Source organism: Bacillus sp. FSL E2-0195 (genome assembly GCF_038003645.1).
GTDB classification, from domain to species: Bacteria; Bacillota; Bacilli; order Bacillales; family Bacillaceae_G; genus Bacillus_A; species Bacillus_A mycoides.
The window spans coordinates 1,501,738-1,517,934 of sequence record NZ_JBBOPN010000001.1 but is presented as its reverse complement, the minus strand read 5'-3'; the positions used below and the strand labels follow the sequence as shown (position 1 = coordinate 1,517,934).

18 protein-coding genes and 1 other RNA gene are annotated in these 16,197 nt (G+C 36.2%); 4 read left to right on the top strand and 15 right to left on the bottom strand.

The window, feature by feature from the left end; genetic code table 11:
- Nucleotides 1-24: 24 nt before the first annotated feature.
- The 9 genes from ypwA to MHH59_RS07835 form a co-directional block, all read right to left on the bottom strand.
- Nucleotides 25-1,542 carry a carboxypeptidase gene (gene ypwA, locus MHH59_RS07875; RefSeq protein ID WP_002030824.1) on the bottom strand — a complete coding sequence of 506 codons (1,518 nt, stop codon included), beginning with the start codon at nucleotides 1,540-1,542 and terminating at the stop codon, nucleotides 25-27.
- A 118-nt stretch (nucleotides 1,543-1,660) separates the two neighbouring features.
- A complete protein-coding gene (locus tag MHH59_RS07870) occupies nucleotides 1,661-3,598 on the bottom strand; it encodes an ATP-dependent DNA helicase (protein WP_002011942.1) in 1,938 nt (645 codons plus the stop codon).
- 138 nt (nucleotides 3,599-3,736) lie between these two features.
- Entirely contained in the window at nucleotides 3,737-3,919 is a 183-nt protein-coding gene (locus MHH59_RS07865; RefSeq protein WP_002126488.1) for a DUF3921 domain-containing protein, read from the bottom strand.
- Nucleotides 3,920-3,980: 61 nt separating this feature from the next.
- Complete coding sequence (locus MHH59_RS07860) at nucleotides 3,981-5,120, bottom strand: THUMP domain-containing class I SAM-dependent RNA methyltransferase (RefSeq protein ID WP_002011868.1); 1,140 nt, start codon at nucleotides 5,118-5,120, stop codon at nucleotides 3,981-3,983.
- A gap of 180 nt (nucleotides 5,121-5,300) precedes the next feature.
- An RNA gene (rnpB, locus tag MHH59_RS07855) (RNase P RNA component class B) lies at nucleotides 5,301-5,692 on the bottom strand.
- An 87-nt stretch (nucleotides 5,693-5,779) separates the two neighbouring features.
- Nucleotides 5,780-6,115 carry a cell division regulator GpsB gene (gpsB, locus tag MHH59_RS07850; protein WP_000622426.1) on the bottom strand — a complete coding sequence of 112 codons (336 nt, stop codon included), beginning with the start codon at nucleotides 6,113-6,115 and terminating at the stop codon, nucleotides 5,780-5,782.
- A gap of 97 nt (nucleotides 6,116-6,212) precedes the next feature.
- The gene (locus tag MHH59_RS07845) at nucleotides 6,213-6,767 is read right to left on the bottom strand and encodes a DUF1273 domain-containing protein (protein WP_002030808.1); all 555 of its coding nucleotides are present in this window, start codon (nucleotides 6,765-6,767) and stop codon (nucleotides 6,213-6,215) included.
- A gap of 56 nt (nucleotides 6,768-6,823) precedes the next feature.
- Nucleotides 6,824-7,249 (bottom strand): CotD family spore coat protein, encoded by a 426-nt coding sequence (locus MHH59_RS07840; RefSeq protein ID WP_078177996.1) that lies wholly within the window; start codon nucleotides 7,247-7,249, stop codon nucleotides 6,824-6,826.
- Between the two features lie 156 nt (nucleotides 7,250-7,405).
- Nucleotides 7,406-8,044, bottom strand: coding sequence for a YppG family protein (locus MHH59_RS07835; RefSeq protein ID WP_078177995.1), 639 nt, complete (start codon nucleotides 8,042-8,044; stop codon nucleotides 7,406-7,408).
- A gap of 177 nt (nucleotides 8,045-8,221) precedes the next feature.
- Between MHH59_RS07835 and MHH59_RS07830 the strand changes: the two genes are divergently transcribed.
- Nucleotides 8,222-8,413 (top strand): YppF family protein, encoded by a 192-nt coding sequence (locus MHH59_RS07830; RefSeq protein WP_002030817.1) that lies wholly within the window; start codon nucleotides 8,222-8,224, stop codon nucleotides 8,411-8,413.
- Between the two features lie 25 nt (nucleotides 8,414-8,438).
- On the opposite strand, the gene MHH59_RS07825 is transcribed toward MHH59_RS07830, so the two are convergent.
- Nucleotides 8,439-8,783 carry a YppE family protein gene (locus MHH59_RS07825; RefSeq protein WP_002011864.1) on the bottom strand — a complete coding sequence of 115 codons (345 nt, stop codon included), beginning with the start codon at nucleotides 8,781-8,783 and terminating at the stop codon, nucleotides 8,439-8,441.
- A gap of 15 nt (nucleotides 8,784-8,798) precedes the next feature.
- Nucleotides 8,799-9,041, bottom strand: coding sequence for a hypothetical protein (locus MHH59_RS07820; protein WP_002011865.1), 243 nt, complete (start codon nucleotides 9,039-9,041; stop codon nucleotides 8,799-8,801).
- Between the two features lie 118 nt (nucleotides 9,042-9,159).
- Here MHH59_RS07820 and MHH59_RS07815 point away from each other — a divergent pair, with 118 nt between their 5' ends.
- Complete coding sequence (locus MHH59_RS07815) at nucleotides 9,160-9,306, top strand: phage portal protein (protein WP_307838604.1); 147 nt, start codon at nucleotides 9,160-9,162, stop codon at nucleotides 9,304-9,306.
- Nucleotides 9,307-9,649: 343 nt separating this feature from the next.
- On the opposite strand, the gene MHH59_RS07810 is transcribed toward MHH59_RS07815, so the two are convergent.
- A complete protein-coding gene (locus tag MHH59_RS07810; RefSeq protein ID WP_002126479.1) occupies nucleotides 9,650-10,675 on the bottom strand; it encodes a DUF2515 domain-containing protein in 1,026 nt (341 codons plus the stop codon).
- A gap of 103 nt (nucleotides 10,676-10,778) precedes the next feature.
- Here MHH59_RS07810 and recU point away from each other — a divergent pair, with 103 nt between their 5' ends.
- Entirely contained in the window at nucleotides 10,779-11,381 is a 603-nt protein-coding gene (gene recU, locus MHH59_RS07805) for a Holliday junction resolvase RecU (RefSeq protein WP_000155584.1), read from the top strand.
- A 66-nt stretch (nucleotides 11,382-11,447) separates the two neighbouring features.
- Complete coding sequence (locus tag MHH59_RS07800; RefSeq protein ID WP_256508179.1) at nucleotides 11,448-14,174, top strand: PBP1A family penicillin-binding protein; 2,727 nt, start codon at nucleotides 11,448-11,450, stop codon at nucleotides 14,172-14,174.
- Nucleotides 14,175-14,197: 23 nt separating this feature from the next.
- Here MHH59_RS07800 and MHH59_RS07795 read toward each other — a convergent pair whose 3' ends face one another.
- From MHH59_RS07795 to dnaD, 3 genes are read right to left on the bottom strand one after another with little or no spacing between them, the layout of a single operon-like run.
- Nucleotides 14,198-14,716, bottom strand: a complete 519-nt coding sequence (locus tag MHH59_RS07795) for a YpoC family protein (protein WP_033730526.1) — start codon at nucleotides 14,714-14,716, stop codon at nucleotides 14,198-14,200.
- 3 nt (nucleotides 14,717-14,719) lie between these two features.
- Nucleotides 14,720-15,367, bottom strand: a complete 648-nt coding sequence (gene nth, locus MHH59_RS07790) for an endonuclease III (protein ID WP_000933020.1) — start codon at nucleotides 15,365-15,367, stop codon at nucleotides 14,720-14,722.
- A gap of 15 nt (nucleotides 15,368-15,382) precedes the next feature.
- Nucleotides 15,383-16,090: a DNA replication protein DnaD gene (dnaD, locus tag MHH59_RS07785; protein ID WP_000728546.1), complete on the bottom strand. Its 708-nt coding sequence runs from the start codon at nucleotides 16,088-16,090 to the stop codon at nucleotides 15,383-15,385.
- Nucleotides 16,091-16,197 lie beyond the last annotated feature (107 nt).

Genomic DNA, 16,197 nt, shown 5'->3' with positions numbered 1-16,197 from the left:
AGCTGCAATTAAGCAGCTCCTGTTTTATAACTCATAAATCTCTTTATATTTAGCTTCTAAATAATCAGCTAAGTAGTTTGCATTTAAACCTTCACCTGTCACATCTTTTAAAATTTCAAGTGGTTTTTTCGTTTTGCCATATTGGTGAATATTCTCTGTTAACCATTCACGAATTGGTGTCACGTTTCCTTCTTCTAATAATGCATCAAAGTTTGGAATATCCTTTAGCATCCTATGTTTAAATTGCGCTGCATACATATAACCAAGCGCATAAGATGGGAAGTATCCAAATGAACCACCAGCCCAGTGAACATCTTGCAATACACCTTGTGCATCGTTTTCCGGACGAATTCCTAAATATGCTTCCATCTTATCATTCCAAGCCGCTGGCAAATCCTTCACTTGTAATGTACCATCAAATAATTCTTTCTCAAGTTCATAACGAACCATGACGTGAAGCGGATATGTAAGCTCATCTGCTTCTATACGAATAAACGATGGCTTCGATTCGTTAATCGCATCATAAAACTCATCTACTGATATATCATTGAATTGACCATCGCTATACTCTTTTAATAAATCATAATTTTTCTTCCAGAATGATTTATTACGACCGATAAAGTTCTCAAAGAATAATGATTGTGACTCATGAATACCCATAGAAGTTCCACTACATAGCGGTGTACCTTCAAATTCCTCCGCAATATTTTGTTCATATACAGCATGACCACATTCATGAATCGTGCCGAAAACAGCCATACGGAAGTCTTTCTCATCGTAACGAGTCGTAATACGAACATCCCCTCTATTTAATGTAATTTCAAAAGGATGTACCGTTTCATCAAGACGACCCGCTTCAAAGTTATAGTTCAATTGTTTTAATAACTCTAAAGTAAAATTCTTTTGTTTTTCTTTTGAAAAATGTTCAGCTAAAGCATTTGTTTTTAATTCTTTTTTAGACTCAGAAATTTCTTTCACAAGCGGAACGATACGTTCACGTAGTTGACCAAATACATGATCTAACACTTCTACTGTGATTCCCGGCTCATACATGTCTAATAGCGTGTTATATTTGTACGTTTCGTAACCCCAATATGTAATAAACTTCTTTTTGAATTCAACAATTTTTTCTAAATACGGACGGAACATTTCGAAGTCAGATTTTTCGCGAGCTTCTTCCCATACACTTTCCGCTTTCGCTTCTAATTTCACATACGCTTCATATTCCGCTTGTGGAATTTTCTTATTTCTATCATATTCTTTACGACACTCTTCAACCATTTTCTTTGTCGTTTCAGAAAGTTTATTTTCAACAATTAAAGATTCTAGTTCAGTTAAATAGTTCCCCATCTCATCTGAAGTCGACATCGCAAACACTTCGGATGAAAGCATTCCAATTACTTCTGAACGCTGGTCTACTCCTTGCTTTGGTGCACCTGTTCTTAAATCCCAAAACATTAAGCTTAATGCCTCTCCGTAATTCTCTATCTTCTTCACATATGTTAAAAATTGTTTTTCCACTTCATATGTAGCAACTGTCATAGTATAAAAAACCTCCTTTTTCTACCTCAAACTTATTTCGACACTGAAACATAAATTCCTTTTCTAATAGAAAAAAAGCTTGGCAAATGCCAAACTTTTCCCTACAACATTTTTTCGCTTAAAGTACTTTTCCTTCTACCGGAAGTACTTTCTTCACTGCTTCTATCACTTTTTCATCTTCATTATCTGATAAGAATAATGATATAGCACCTTTATCTTCACTTGTACGAATTAAACGTCCAATTCCTTGACGAAGACGTAAAATCATATAAGGCACATCTACGTCCCAGAATGGATCATTCACATGTTTACGCTTCGCCTCAAACACAGGATCGTTTGGAGGGAATGGTAATGACCAAATAATAACATGTGATAATGATGAACCTGGAATGTCTAAACCTTCCCATAAATGAACGGCACAAAGTACAGTCTCTTCTTCATTTTGGAAACGAGAAACGAGCTGACTAATTTCTTGATCTCCTTCATATAGGAACGGAACTGACATTTGCTCTTTACTTACATATTCTTTAAACGCTGCAAGTTCTTGCGTTGTACGGAATAATACGAGTGTACGTCCATTGGTTTTTTGTATATTTTCAAGTGTATATTGACACTTTCTTTCCCATTCATTTTCTTTCGTATACGGAAGTAAGTTTACTGTCATTTGCTCTTCATAATCAAACGGCGAAGCAACTGAGAATGATAAGTAATCTTTTACCCCTAGACTATTTGCAGTAAATGCGAACGAATCATTGTCAGATAATGTCGCAGAAGAGAAAATATATGGAATCTTCTTCGAGAATACTTTTTCTTGTAACACTTCTTCAACTGCACGCGGCATAATAACTAACGTGAAAGCACCATCGCCTTCTTCACCCCACGTAATTACATTTTTCTCGTGCATGAAAAGACGAAGTGAATGCTCTAACACATCTAAATGCTCATCAACAATATTTAAATCGTATGTGTTTACTGTATGCATTTCACTTTCAAATACTAATGCATCACCGACTTCACCGATTTTCGCATAAAGTCTTTTCGCTTCTGCAGTTACCTTTTCTGTCACAGTAATTTCTAAACGATCAGAACCTTCAATTTCCTTTTTATTCTCTTGTAGTACCCCAAAGAATTGTTCAGTTTGCCAAATTGTTTCTTCTACTAAATGTGCGAACTCTTCACGAATATCATTTTGTAATAATCTCGTTAAAAGTTGCTCCATCATCGTTTGTTTTAAACGGTACGTTAAAGCTTTTTGAGCTGCATATTCTACAAGATGCCCTTCATCGAATACAACGCAACTACTTTCTGGTAATAACGGAATTTGCCCTTCACGTTTGCGAGCTTCGTACGTCCAAATATGATCCATATAGAAATCTTGAGAACAAATGATTAAATCTGCCGCTTTACGATAATGCTCGCGCGAAAGAGTTTGACCACAACGATGACGAGAATCACAAGTGAAGCAATCTTGGAAGTAATCCCAGTTTACCTTTGACCATTCCTCGTCATTTAACAGTGGAAATTCTTTTCGATCACCATAGTGAGTAAAGTTCTGCATCGTACCATGATCAAATACAAACTGAGGTAATTCGTAATATACATCTTCAATTACTTCTGGAGCTCGTCCACTCATAACATCTTCAAGTTTACGTAAACATAAATAATTATCCATTGACTTCGCAAGTCTAACATCAACAGATAGCCCTAATGCTTCAGATAACTTAGCAATGTCTCCTTCTTCTTTCACAAGCTGCTCAATTAACGTTTCATCTGCACAAGCGATAATAGCCGGCTTCCCTGTATAACGTGCATAACAAATTGCATATAAAAGATATACAATTGTTTTCCCTGTTCCTACACCTGCTTCTGCAAACATAACTTTCTTCTCTTGGAAAGCGCGCTCTAACTGAAACGCCATAAAAATCTGTTCATCACGCTCTTCAAAGCCTTTTTCCGGAAGAATGTCGTAAAACACATCTCCAATCCACTCATTCAACTTATCATAAAAATTATCTTGTTTTCCTACTTCAAATGGTAACCTATTCTCAGTAAACATCCTTAGCCTCCAACCAAACAGTTTTTCTATAAAAAGATATAGCAACTGCTACTCACATGTGTGCAGCCACTTTCCCCTGTTACAATACATAGAAATACACGAAAAAAAATTTTCCTTTCGAAAAAGGAAAATTTTTTTCTATATTAATGACCTTAAATAACGTTTATCAATCGCTGTTTCATGTGAAAGAGCTGACAAATATTCTTCCTGCGCTTTTTGTATTCCATCTACAATTGCACCTTGACTATCCACTTCTTTTCCGAGCTCATCATACGTACGGTGAATAGCTTTTTGAATCATCGATAATTGGAAACTATCCATATCACTTCCTCCTTTACGCATTACATAATAGCCAGTATATGCGTGCTGGAGGAGTTTTATACTATGAATTACGCGGTGGACGCTTTCCGAAGTATTGATAGTAATCTGTACGGATAAATCCGTTAAACAGTTTACGCTTTTTCGATGCATCTTTCCCATAACATTTCTCAAATGCTTCATAACTTGTTAATAAATACATTGACCACGTATCTAATGGGCGGAATACCTCTCCCATTTCTTTATATAATTTTTCAACAAGCGCTCTTTCACTTAAACGTTCTCCGTATGGAGGATTCGTTACAACATAGCCATATTCCTCTTTTGTCGTGAAATCTTTTACTTGCATTTGTTTAAATGATATAAGATCCCCTAATCCAACTTCTTCTGCGTTATCTTGGGCAACTCTTATCATACGGTGATCGATATCTGATCCAATGATTTGCAATGGTTGGTTATAATTAGCTAAATCTTCAGCTTCTTGACGAGCTTCGCGCCAATTTTGTTTACCAACCCAGCCCCATTCATCCGATGCAAAGCCTCGGTTAAATCCTGGTGCGATATTTTGTCCAATTAATGCAGCTTCAATTGGAATTGTACCAGATCCACAGAAAGGATCAACGAAAGGACGATCCGCCTTCCAGTTTGTTAACTTAATTAAAGACGCAGCTAATGTTTCTTTTAAAGGCGCTTCACCTTGCTCAAGACGGTATCCACGCTTATGAAGACCTACACCACTCGCATCGATTGTTAACGTCGCAATATCCTTGAGCATTGCAATTTCAATACGGAATAACGGTCCATCTTCTTCAAACCAAGTTGTGCGTCTATACGTTGTTTTTAATTTCTCAACAACAGCCTTTTTAACGATACGTTGGCAGTCTGAAACGCTAAATAATGTTGATTTCAAAGATTTCCCAATAACAGGAAATTCTCCGTTCTCTGGAATATAATCTCCCCAGTTTAACGCTTTTGTTTTTTCAAATAACTCATCGAATGTTGTTGCTTTAAATTCGCCGACTTTAATTTTCACACGGTCTGCAGTACGTAACCATAAATTCGTACGACAAATCGCTTTTTCATCCGCTTCAAACGTTACCTTTCCGTTTTCCACTTCACATTCATAACCAAGATCGCGAACTTCTCGGGCAACTAACGCTTCAATACCCATTGCCGCTGTTGCAATTAAAGTAACTTTTCCCATTTGCATTCACCTCTTATGTATAATCAAACAATAATTAATAACATGTTGTCCTATTAATTATCACATATTACGAAGAATATTCTCACTTACCATTTTAACTCACAACTTATAACTTCATACAAATAAAAAGCCCTCCTCTAACAAAGGAGAGCTGAGTTATTTCATAGTTGGTTCATAACGTTCTGTAAGCCATGTTCTGTTCCTTTGTACTGCAAACGGCCCACGCCTCGTACTCCGGTGGTAATCATCTATCTACAGGTTACGAAAACCTGTCCTTTTCCGTCGTTCATTTCCTTGGAAAAGATTCCCCTACCATTATTTGGGTTTCTCGCTCGTGGGGTTTACCTCGTTCCACTCCTATCATTTCTTCAAGGACTTCGTCACTGTGGCACTTTAAAGGTAGTCAAACCATATCCGAAAGGACTTAGGTTTTTTCCCTGCCGTTAAACCAGCCTTGCAGCCAGAATACCCTAGCTTATGACTTGGCTAGGCACGAACACTACAGCCATCTCAGGCCGTGCGAGCATGGACTTTCCTCTACAACGTTGGCGTTGCAGCGATTACCCAAACGTTATGACAAACATTAGTATAGTGGAAACAAAAAGATTTTGCAATGTTTTTTTCTATGTAAAATGCTTTAACCTTTTTGTTACCTTAATTTATTCGTATAACTTACTTCCAAATACAGCTTTTTCTAAATTAGATAGACGTTTTAAAATATCCGTATTCGTATTGTTATACACTGGTTGTGCAACTGGTGTTTGTACCGGTTGTTGCGGAACTTGTGTTGCCGCTACTTTTTGTTCTTCTAATTCACGTTTCAAACGAGCATTTTGTTGTTTTAATTGATCAAATTCCTTATGAAAAGCTTCATAATCTTTAATAATCATATCAAGAAACTTATCTACTTCTTCTTGTTGATAACCTCTCATACCTGTTTTAAATTCTTTTTCTAAAATATCTTTCGCTGTTAATTTAATTTTATCCGAAATCATTTTCTTCACCTCAAATTTTTGCCAAAGCTTTCATTAACTAAATTTTTTCAGAAACAACGCCTTTTGTCAATCAAATATACGAGTACTATATTACATATTACTCTGCATTATTCCACTGTTCCTCTTCCATTATATCTTGTAAATCAGAAAAAAGAATGAAATAACTGTGATAATTTTCTATTTCTCCTTTTTTCTTAGCTGCTTCTACAATATATTTAGGGCTCCCAGACTTTTCTTCATCATATACAGCTAAAAGTGCATCGCTTTTTTCAATAAAAAATTGATTCTTTAATTTAAATTGCTCTGGGCTTTCGTACTTCCGTTTCGTAATACTATCAATATGATCTGCTTGTGAAAGAATAAATTCGTAATATTCACGGTTATCTTCCTTCCAATTTTCCTCTTGTTCTAAAAAAGGAGTAAATACAGCTAATTTTAAATTTGGATATTCTACTTGAATTTCAAAAACAACTTCAGCAGCCCATAGCTCTACTCCTAACTGACCACTTATAATAACCCACTCCAAACCTTCTTCTACAAAAACAGTTAATTTACGACGCAGCGCCTTTTTTATACACTCTACTCCTGGATGATCATTTTTAAATATTCCAAGTTCAAACGGCTTATATCCTGTTACAGCAACAACCTTCATATCAACACTCCAATTACAAAAAAAGAACTAGCATTTCGCTAGTTCTAACATATCATTTACTTTTTAAACATTCCACCAACGTTTGGTCCGATATTTGGTCCAAATGGTGATACGTTCGGTCCTGGTCCATATGGTGATACGTTCGGTCCTGGTCCATATGGTGATACATTCGGTCCTGGTCCAAATGGTGATATTTGATGCCCATGGTGATGATGGCCATGACCGCATGGTCCACATCCACCGCCAAATCCTGGATCACCAGGATCTACAACGTTTACGTTCGAGTTTGTTTGTGGGAAGAAGCCTTGATTTTTAATTTGTTGATGATGAACATGCGTTGTATGGGTTGGAAAAATGTGTGGCACCACCGTTGTTGAAAAAGAATGTGTTACGCATTGTTTCGTTGGATGAATGACAGGAGCTGTCGTACAAATAGGTCCTACAGGCTTATGCCCTCCAAAGCAAGGATGACAATGATGCATAGTTTTTTCTCTCCTCTCTCATTAAAAAAATCTGACTACACTTTACAATATGAGCGAGGGGCTAAAGCCGCTTGTTATATATACCCATTTATTTCATGGAAATTTGTCTAGTATCCAATTTCATACGTAATACCTATTATAGACAACCCCCTACTATTATTTACCAAAAAAGCCCCCGACTTGCTTAACAATCCCTGTTACTTGATTCATCGCGTTCATCATTTGTCCAGCCGTGTTCATCATTTTATTTACATCGTAGTTACCATCTGATGATTTAAATTGTGAAACAAAACTAGAAAACTGACTTGGTTGCTGTTGCTGTTGCTTTTGTTTATTCATCGTTGGATATGGTTGTTTTGGTGGATAAAACATAGCTTGTTGATTTACATATTGAGCTGGCGACATGTAGTTTTGTGAATTCATATACGCTTGCTGTGGTTGATTCGTATACATTTGCTGCGGCTGATTCATATGCGGTTGTTGCGACTGATCCATGTGCGGTTGTTGCGGTTGATTCATATACGCTTGTTGCGACTGATTCATGTGCGGTTGTTGCGGTTGATTCATATACGCTTGCTGTGGTTGATTCGTATATGCTTGTTGCGGTTGATTCATATGCGCTTGCTGCGGTTGATTCCCAAAAGACACTTCAAATGGTTGATAATAATTTTGGTTTCCATAATGAGGCTCGAAAGGATACATATTATATCGCAAATATGTATCCTCATTATATTGGTACATATTTTGCTGTGCATATGGATTTGCTTGCTGATATACATTAGGTTGTTGAAACATGCATTCTCTCCTCCTTGGCATAAGTTTCTACATATAGAATATGTACCTATAAAATAAAATGTGTGACGGAGTACCTGTCTGTTTTTGTCGGAAGTTTAAATTTTTAAAAAAATTAGAAAGTAAACCCTTCCATGCTATGATAATAAGGAAGAAGATTCTCATGGGGGAGGAATCAACATGGTATTAGGGGATTTAAAACAAGCGTTTTCTCAAAAAAAGGGGTATTACACAGAAAATTCGAATGAACTGTTAGACTTTGCAAGACATTGTTATCTTGAAGGAAAAGTATGCATATCAGATTACCGAACATTAATACGAGAGTTAGAAATAAACGGTGCAACAAAACCTACAACAGTGACAGAGGCATAAAAAAACAAGAGGGTTTTCCCTCTTGTTATTTACATTGATCTACGATATTTTGCAAAGTATACGAAATAGCTTGATGAGTTTCAAAGAAACGTTTGCCTTTTCCCTTATTAACAAAACATTGTAGCACATTAGTTTGTAAATTATCATACACTTGATCAATTTGTTGTACATGTATATACTTAGGTCGTTCTTCCTTTATCCACCTATAAGCTAATTCTTTCCACATCTCTAACTCCGCATCTACAATATCAACAAATGGCTTCATATCCTTATAAAAATCATATTCAGCCATCTCTCTTTTTTTCACATTCGCTTCATCATTATACTGCATTAACTTCTCCGAAGACTGGATTAATGCTTCATGTCCCATTTTGTTCCCACCTTATTATGCACTCACTACGACGTTTTGAAATGTCTTTACCCAGCTCCCTTTTTCTTCGTGATGCACTAATTTATTTTCCATATGTTCTATATGCATTTCTGTTATTTCTATCTTATTGCATATTTTTTCACCTTTATCCTTCAATGCATGATTCATTCTAATCCCAATCTTCATTTCCAGCAAATCGAGAGAACTTAACATTTGATCCATTTTTTTCATAACATCTTCCTTCTGAACCATCGCCATATTTAAAACGCCCCCTTCTTTGCCTTTCCTTTGTCATGTAATTTCGCCGATTGATTAATTACTCCTTCTCACATGACAAAACTAGTTGATATTCGTCAAAGAAATCATTTAGTATGCCATTATTAGAAATGGTAACAATACAAAAAGGAGGTGTATTACGATGGCAAAAAATAAAAACGAAAAAAAGAAAAAGCAAAACAAACAACAAAACCAACCTGAGACTGGTAATCCAAAGCTTGATGGTCCAAATTTCCCCGCTACATAAAGTGAAACTTTAATCAGTGGGGTTTTGTTCATCCCCCACTGATTATCAACCCGCACCAATCGGGTGTTTACGGACAGCAGGGCTTCCACCTACCTTCTTTGCTCCAGCCAAATTTTGAGGTGGGAGTTTTACTGTCCGCAAATAGCGGGATAAAATGACACTTTAACCAAAGTGGCTTTTACAAACAACTATTTTCTAGTCTATCTTACCTCTTCGCTTTCGATAAATGTTGAAGTTAAAGTCGTACTGCCGACAAATAACCGATTAGAAAGTAACTTGTTGTAGAGCTTATTACTTTTAATAAAGAAGTCCCGCCTTCATTTAAGAAGGCGGGACTTCTTTATTATATCATGAACTCATCTATTCTTTTAACAAAACTACTTAATATAGAAAGAGTATGTATTTGCTCCCTCTTCTTTCTATACCATTCTGTTATATTAATTTCTCCCTTAGGTTTTTCAAGTAAAAATAATGAATCTATTTCCAACCCTTCACTAAACCAATCTTTTTCAATTAATTTTTCATGAGTGACAATAGAATACACTTCCCGAAGAGCCGGCGTACATGATTTTCTAATTCCCCTTATATTACATTCATAATCCATTCTTGACCCTGTATGCCTAGTTTGCACTGCAAATTTATAAAAAGAAGACTTATACTTTGAATGAAATAGTAACCAAGCTAATTGCTTCCCCAGTTCTATACGTTTTTGCAACGTTTCAAATTGATAAACTGAAAATCCATACATTCCCCCTTCCACCGTTGGAAAAATAACTGCACTAACATGAAATATTTCTTGAAATTTGAACAGTGCAGTATCAAATACGTGTTTTTGAAAGTATGCATTCTCAATTACTGGTTTTTGAATTTTATTTTGTTCATTAATAATAAGTGCCGTCATAAGCCTATTTATATCTTTTTTCTCCCAAAACGCGACCCATTCTTTTTCCATAAAAATTGATATGTTGAAAAATTGTAACAAATGGAAGAGCGGCGCACATCTCTTTTTACTTTCCTCATACAGTAATAGTTGAGGAAATGCATCTAAGAAAATGAGCCAATTGGCTTTCTCATACAAAAGAAATAATCGTCTCTTAACTGTTTGAGATAAAAGATTAGAATAATATTCTCCTTCTAAATCTGTCATGTTCCATCCCCCATTCCTTGAAACCATACTCGCTAAAAAAGACCATCTAATTTCTCTATTTCTCAAATAATATTCTTGGTAAGATTGTGTACGTGAAATATTATCTACGTTAGCTACATCCGTTCTCTCCTTAATAGTAAGAACTATAACTTTTTCCTCTTCTGTACAAAAAATATCATTACGGTTCTGTTTAATTTTTTCATAGTCATTCCATCGAAACATGAGTAAGTCACCATACCTTTCTTGAAAAAGGTCACATCTTTTTTCATTTTTTGATATAATCACCTTTGTAAGTAATTCTTATCAAGTTGGGAGTGGACAAAATATGACCATTCGTTACCCAAATGGAAAAAGGTACGATCAAGCTTCACAACCTCATAAAACACCAATAAAAAAACATACTTACAGTAATAGAGGTATGTCCCTTGAAGAGGAATTGAATGAAACCAATCAATATTACTTAACCCATAATATTGCATGCGTACATAAAAAACCTACACCTCTTCAAATTGTAAAAGTAGATTACCCCGCTCGAAGTGCTGCAGTGGTAAAAGAAGCGTATTTCAAACAACCTTCTACAACAGATTACAACGGTGTATACAAAGGGAAATACATCGATTTTGAAGCGAAAGAAACTAAAAATAAAACCAGTTTTCCACTTCAAAACTTCCACCTTCATCAAATTGAACATATGAAGCAAGTAGTCGCTCATAATGGAATTGCATTTGTTATTATTAAATTTACACTTTTTGATGAATTTTATTTATTAGATGCAAAACATATTATTGCATTTTGGAATCGTCAAAACACTGGTGGACGTAAATCGATTACAAAACAAGAAATAGAAGAGCATGGGTCTTTATTATCATGCGGTTATCACCCTCGAATTGATTATATCCGCGTACTAGACACGGTTTATTTTTCGTGATAGAGTCATCACTAAGGCTCTTTTTTCGACTTTTGGGGGAGAGAATGAAAGGTAGGAGAAAGTATAATGTCAGATAATTATCGTTCTCGTACAGAACGAAATCATGTAAAAAATCAAACGAAAGAAACAAATAATAAAGAAGAAAAACCAAAGAAAAAAGGTTCCTTTTTCAAGAGATTTCTTATAGGTTGTCTACTTCTTGGTATCGTCGGTCTCGTAGCTGGCGTTTCGGCCTTCTTTGTTATGGTAAAGGACGCTCCAAAACTAGACAAATCAAAGCTAGTCAATCCTTTATCAACAAAATTCCTTGATAAAAACGGGAATTTCTTCTATGAATACGGTGCTGAAAAACGAACCCATGTTACATACGATCAAATTCCAAAAGTAATTGAAAGTGCATTCCTTGCGACTGAGGATGCTCGTTTCTACGATCATAATGGAATTGATTTTAGACGTACTGGAATGGCAGTCATGGAAAATGTCACTGGTGGTTTTGGATCACAAGGTGGTAGTACGATTACACAGCAAGTAGTTAAAAACTATTTTCTAACGATGGACAAAACTGCAAAAAGAAAAGTGCAGGAATGGTACTTATCTTATAAGTTAGAGCAACAGTACTCAAAACATGAAATTTTAGAAATGTACTTAAATAAGATTAACCTCGGTAATCGCTCTTACGGTATTTCAACAGCAGCAAAAAAATATTACGGCAAAGATTTAAAAGACATACAACTACACGAAGCTGCAATGCTCGCTGGTTTACCCCAAGGTCCTAACATTTATGATCCAACAAAACCAGATAACGTTGATAGAGCAACGAAACGTCGTAATATCGTATTAACATTAATGAACCGACACGGGTATATAACGAAACAAGAAATGAATGATGCAATGCAAATCCCTGTAACACAAGGACTTCTTCCATCTTCAGAAGTGACTGAAATGAAGTATCAGGCATTTATAGATGCTGTTGTAAAGGAAGTTGAAAAAGAATACCCTGATATAAATATCGGTTCAGACGGTTTAACGATTCATACAACACTTGATCAAGATGCTCAGGATTACGCTGAAAAAATTATGGATGGGAATCTCATCAAGTATCCAAACGATCAATTCCAAGGATCATTCGTATTTATGGATACTCAGTCTGGAGAAGTTCGAGCAATCGGCGCTGGTCGTAAAGAAAGTAAGTCTACTTTCAAAGGTCATAATATGGCAGTTGATTTAAAACGCCAAGTTGGTTCAACAATGAAACCAATTTTCGACTATGGTCCTGCAATTGAAAACCTTCAATGGTCTACTTATCATCAATTAAATGACTCTGAATATACTTACTCTGATGGCACAAAGATTAAAAATGCTACAGGTAATTTTAAAGGTGACGTTTCACTTCGTGAAGCATTGAAGAAGTCATTAAACATCCCGGCTTTAAAAACAGCTCAAGCAGTCGGTATTCCTAAGGCACAAGAGTTTGCTGAAGGTTTAGGAATGACGTTTAAAGATGGGAAAGCATATGAATCTACTGCAATCGGTAGTAATGAAGGCTCTCCGTTAGATGTCGCTGGAGCTTATGCAGCATTTGGAAATGACGGTGTTTATAATAAACCTCACTTCGTAAAAGAAGTCATCTTCCCAGACGGGAAAAAGAAAAGCTTTAAACCGAAAGAACAACGTGCAATGCACGACCATACAGCTTACATGGTTACTGATGTTCTTCGTGACGTAGTAAAACCTGGTTCTGGCGGTACAGGGCCAACAGCATATGTTTCTGGATTCGACGTTGCTGGTAAAACAGGAACACAAAACTTTGATGCAAAAGATATAAAAAAATATGGCATCCCAGCTGATGCGAACAGAGATAGCTGGTTCGCTGGATATACACCACAATATACGATGGCTGTGTGGACTGGTTACGAAAAGAATGGTCCAGAAAATTACATTAGCGATCGTTATACTAAAATTGCACAACAAATGTTCCAAGTAATGATGAGCAAATTCGCTACAGATAAATCTCGTTTCGAACGTCCTTCTTCTGTTCAAGAAATAAACGGAGAATTGTACGTAAAAGGTGCGAAAAAAGATGCAGTTAAACAAATTAAAGTAGATCCACCTAGTGGCCTTAATGTCGCTTTCGATGGCGCTAGCACAGTGACACTGAACTGGTCTGGACCATCATCAGATGTTGATGCATACGCAGCAAGCTATAAAGCTACTGACGGTTCTAGTGGTAGCTTATCAGTAAGCGGTACGACAGCTACTCTTGGTGGTATTAAACCAGGTGTTACTTACAGTTTCTCTGTAGTAGCGAAAAAGGGTACTGGAACAAGCCCTGCAGTTGGTGCATCCTTCACTGCCCCTGGCGGAACTCCAGATGCGAAAAAAGCTGACGAAGAGGCTAAGAAGAAGGCTGACGAAGAGGCCCTGAAAAAGGCCAATGAAGATAAACTAAAACAAGAAGAAGCTACAAAAAAAGCTGAAGAAGATCAGCGTAAGCAGCAGCAACAGCAACAGCAACAACAGCAACAACAGCAACAACAACAACAACAACAACAACAACAACAACAACAACAACAACAACAACAACAGCAACAAGAACAAGAACAACAACGTAAACAGCAAGAAGAAGCTCAAAAGAAAGCTGCTGAAGAAGAGGCTAAGAAGAAAGCTGAAGAGGAAGCTAAGAAAAAAGCTGAAGAAGAAGCTAGAAAAAAAGCTGAAGAAGAGCAGCACCAACAGAATACCGGAGGAGATACACCTCACGCAGACGGAGATGTTGTTACATCAGAGTCTTAATAACAAAAAAGAAGTCCTTACTCTTAACGAGAAAAGGACTTCTTTTTTGTTATCATTTTCTTAACATGTAGCTTTTCTATTTCAATATACAACTGTGCTAATTGAATATACGAATGATAATTACTCGGTTTCTTTATAATAAATGAGTATCGTTCTATAAAATTAACAGGTTGTGCTTCCAATTCATTCGTATTTACTTGTATCTCATACAAACTATGAACAGGCTTCTCATTTAGCCAATATACAATCGATAGCAAGTGTGCTGCAAAAAGAATCATCGGACCCTCAGCTTCTTGTTTTTTTCTGTTCCGAAATAGTATAGCAATTTCTTCATGCTTGCTTTTCCATATATTTAACACCGCTGGAATACTTGTTTCAATTTCATTCCATGGCTCATATTTTCTTTCAATATCAAATATAAAGTAAGTATTTTGTATTATTTCTTCAAAAGATTGGTCTGTGTGATACGTAATCGAATTTGCACTCTCTTTAAAAAATGGTACACACCGAAACTCTTTCGGTATTTCTATAACTCGCTCCATCCTTTATTTCCCCTTCATTCGTTTCTTTCCTTCGCGACATATTTCTAGTAATCGACACTCTTCACATTGTGGTCGCTGCGCCTTACAGTAATAACGTCCGAAGAAAATCATACGGTGGTGTGTAACTCCCCACTCATCCATTGGAATCTTCTTCATCAATGTCTTTTCCACTTCTAACACAGAATCTTTCCATCTACAAATTGCTAACCGTTTACTCACTCTCTCTACATGCGTATCAACAGCAATCGCTGGAATCCCAAATGCTACCGAAACAACTACATTCGCTGTCTTTCTCCCTACTCCTGGTAATTTCGTCAGCTCATCACGGTCTTCTGGAACTTTCCCGTTATAATCATCTAGTAACATCCGGCACAATTTTTGAATATTTTTCGCCTTATTTCTAAACAATCCAATGGAACGTATATCTTGTTGTAATTCTTCTAAAGACACACTTAAATAATCTTCTGGTGTTTTATATTTTTGAAATAAGTTTTTCGTCACTTTATTCACAAGTGCATCTGTACATTGCGCAGATAATGCCACTGCGATTACAAGTTCAAATGGATTATCATGAATTAATTCACAATGCGCTTCTGGATACATATCCGCCATTGTATCTAAACAATAACGAATTTGCGTTTTGTTCAACATATCTTTCCTCCTACACTACTGCTCCAACCAATTATAAAAAGGCACTTTCCCAGTAAATTTCGTCTCTTGTTTTGTCGTTTGCTGTGTGCGTTGTTGATTCGCTCTAAATTTCTGGCCTTGATTTTGCGCTTGATCTACCGTTTTAATTCCGTTCTTTTTCCACTCAAACAAAATACGATCAATATACCGGAAATTAAGTTTACCACTCATAACAGCTTCACGAAGAGCCGCTTGAATTAAATTCGGATGGTGTTGATCTTGATCTTCCCACATCCCTAATGTTTCACATTCAAATGGCGAAAGTGGTCTTCCGAATTCTTTTTCAAATACTGTATATAAATTTACTTGAATTTGCTTTTGTTCTTTTTGCTCTTCCTCTATAGATTCATTCATTAAAAAGTGCAATATTTTTTCCCACAGTGGTTGTAAAGAATAACTTTCACACATCATCGCTTCAGATCTTCGTCCACCTTCTAGTGCTAAAAAACCTTTTTGGATTAAAGTCTGAATCACTTCCATGCATTTCATTTCTGTTATCGTCATCCGTTCTGAAATCTCTGAAGGAGTCGGGAACGAATTACCTGATTCTAAAAATGTGTGTACATGAAGTACTACCATAAATTCCGTCTCATTTAAACCTAGCTTTTTATAATGCATCATAAGCAATTTAGGAATCGCTATGCTTCCCTGTTCAAACCATTGTAACATCATTTTCTTTTTCATCACCAAACACCTCGTTCTCTAGTATAACACACCTTTAGCCATTTCTTTTTGCCACAATTCGTCAAAAAAACCTCCCTATATATAGGGAGGTTTTTTGCCATTTACTA

Excerpts from the sequence above, each read along its gene's own strand:
- MHH59_RS07870 (WP_002011942.1), bottom strand. The coding sequence starts at position 3,598 with ATGTTTACTGAGAATAGGTTACCATTTGAAGTAGGAAAACAAGATAAT.
- MHH59_RS07860 (WP_002011868.1), bottom strand. The coding sequence starts at position 5,120 with ATGGGAAAAGTTACTTTAATTGCAACAGCGGCAATGGGTATTGAAGCG.
- MHH59_RS07830 (WP_002030817.1), top strand. The coding sequence starts at position 8,222 with ATGGTATTAGGGGATTTAAAACAAGCGTTTTCTCAAAAAAAGGGGTAT.
- gpsB (WP_000622426.1), bottom strand. The coding sequence starts at position 6,115 with ATGATTTCGGATAAAATTAAATTAACAGCGAAAGATATTTTAGAAAAA.
- dnaD (WP_000728546.1), bottom strand. The coding sequence starts at position 16,090 with ATGAAAAAGAAAATGATGTTACAATGGTTTGAACAGGGAAGCATAGCG.
- MHH59_RS07795 (WP_033730526.1), bottom strand. The coding sequence starts at position 14,716 with ATGGAGCGAGTTATAGAAATACCGAAAGAGTTTCGGTGTGTACCATTT.
- MHH59_RS07865 (WP_002126488.1), bottom strand. The coding sequence starts at position 3,919 with ATGGATAGTTTCCAATTATCGATGATTCAAAAAGCTATTCACCGTACG.
- MHH59_RS07800 (WP_256508179.1), top strand. The coding sequence starts at position 11,448 with ATGTCAGATAATTATCGTTCTCGTACAGAACGAAATCATGTAAAAAAT.
- MHH59_RS07825 (WP_002011864.1), bottom strand. The coding sequence starts at position 8,783 with ATGGGACATGAAGCATTAATCCAGTCTTCGGAGAAGTTAATGCAGTAT.
- nth (WP_000933020.1), bottom strand. The coding sequence starts at position 15,367 with ATGTTGAACAAAACGCAAATTCGTTATTGTTTAGATACAATGGCGGAT.
- ypwA (WP_002030824.1), bottom strand. The coding sequence starts at position 1,542 with ATGACAGTTGCTACATATGAAGTGGAAAAACAATTTTTAACATATGTG.
- MHH59_RS07845 (WP_002030808.1), bottom strand. The coding sequence starts at position 6,767 with ATGAAGGTTGTTGCTGTAACAGGATATAAGCCGTTTGAACTTGGAATA.
- recU (WP_000155584.1), top strand. The coding sequence starts at position 10,779 with ATGACCATTCGTTACCCAAATGGAAAAAGGTACGATCAAGCTTCACAA.
- MHH59_RS07810 (WP_002126479.1), bottom strand. The coding sequence starts at position 10,675 with ATGTTTCGATGGAATGACTATGAAAAAATTAAACAGAACCGTAATGAT.
- MHH59_RS07840 (WP_078177996.1), bottom strand. The coding sequence starts at position 7,249 with ATGCATCATTGTCATCCTTGCTTTGGAGGGCATAAGCCTGTAGGACCT.
- MHH59_RS07820 (WP_002011865.1), bottom strand. The coding sequence starts at position 9,041 with ATGGCGATGGTTCAGAAGGAAGATGTTATGAAAAAAATGGATCAAATG.
- MHH59_RS07835 (WP_078177995.1), bottom strand. The coding sequence starts at position 8,044 with ATGTTTCAACAACCTAATGTATATCAGCAAGCAAATCCATATGCACAG.